Annotated in this window: 1 rRNA gene; it reads right to left on the bottom strand. The window is 50.1% G+C overall.

What is annotated here, in order from left to right:
- Nucleotides 1–818: ribosomal RNA gene (locus GVN20_RS29500) — 16S ribosomal RNA — on the bottom strand; the annotation flags it as partial.
- Between the last annotated feature and the right edge of the window lie 14 nt (nucleotides 819–832).

Below are 832 nucleotides of genomic sequence, written 5' to 3'. Positions count from 1 at the left end.
AAACCCGAAAGCTAGTTCGCATCGTTTACAGCGTGGACTACCAGGGTATCTAATCCTGTTTGATCCCCACGCTTTCGTGCCTCAGTGTCAGAAAAAGTACAGCCCACTGCCTTCGCAATCGACGTTCTGGATGATATCTATGCATTTCACCGCTACACCATCCATTCCATGAACCTCCACTTCTCTCAAGTCTAACAGTATCAATGGCAACTTGATTGTTGAGCAACCAGCTTTCACCACTGACTTATAAAACCACCTACGCACCCTTTAAACCCAATAAATCCGGACAACGCTTGCCACCTACGTATTACCGCGGCTGCTGGCACGTAGTTAGCCGTGGCTTATTCATCGGGTACCGTCACAATCCCTCGCAAGAGACCTATTCTTCCCCGATAAAAGCAGTTTACAATCCAGAGGACCTTCTTCCTGCACGCGGCATGGCTGGGTCAGACTTGCATCCATTGCCCAATATTCCCTACTGCTGCCTCCCGTAGGAGTCTGGCCCGTATCTCAGTGCCAGTGTGGGGGACCACGCTCTGACGCCCCCTACTGATCATCGTCTTGGTAGGCCGTTACCCTACCAACTAACTAATCAGACGCATGCCCATCTATCACCGATAAATCTTTAGCAATATCTCCATGCGGAGTCCCTGCTTTATGCGGTATTAATCCCTGTTTCCAAAGGCTATCCCCCTGTGATAGGTAGGTTGCATACGCGTTACGCACCCGTACGACAGTGACATTGCTGCCCCTTCGCCTTGCATGTATTAGGCCTGCCGCTAGCGTTCATCCTGAGCCAGGATCAAACTCTCCATCGTAAATTCTATTGAAA

Origin of the sequence: Runella sp. CRIBMP, assembly GCF_009905605.1 — a bacterium.
Classification (GTDB): Bacteria; Bacteroidota; Bacteroidia; order Cytophagales; family Spirosomataceae; genus Runella.
Note: the sequence above shows the minus strand (reverse complement) of the source record. Positions and strands in the feature narration are given on the sequence as shown.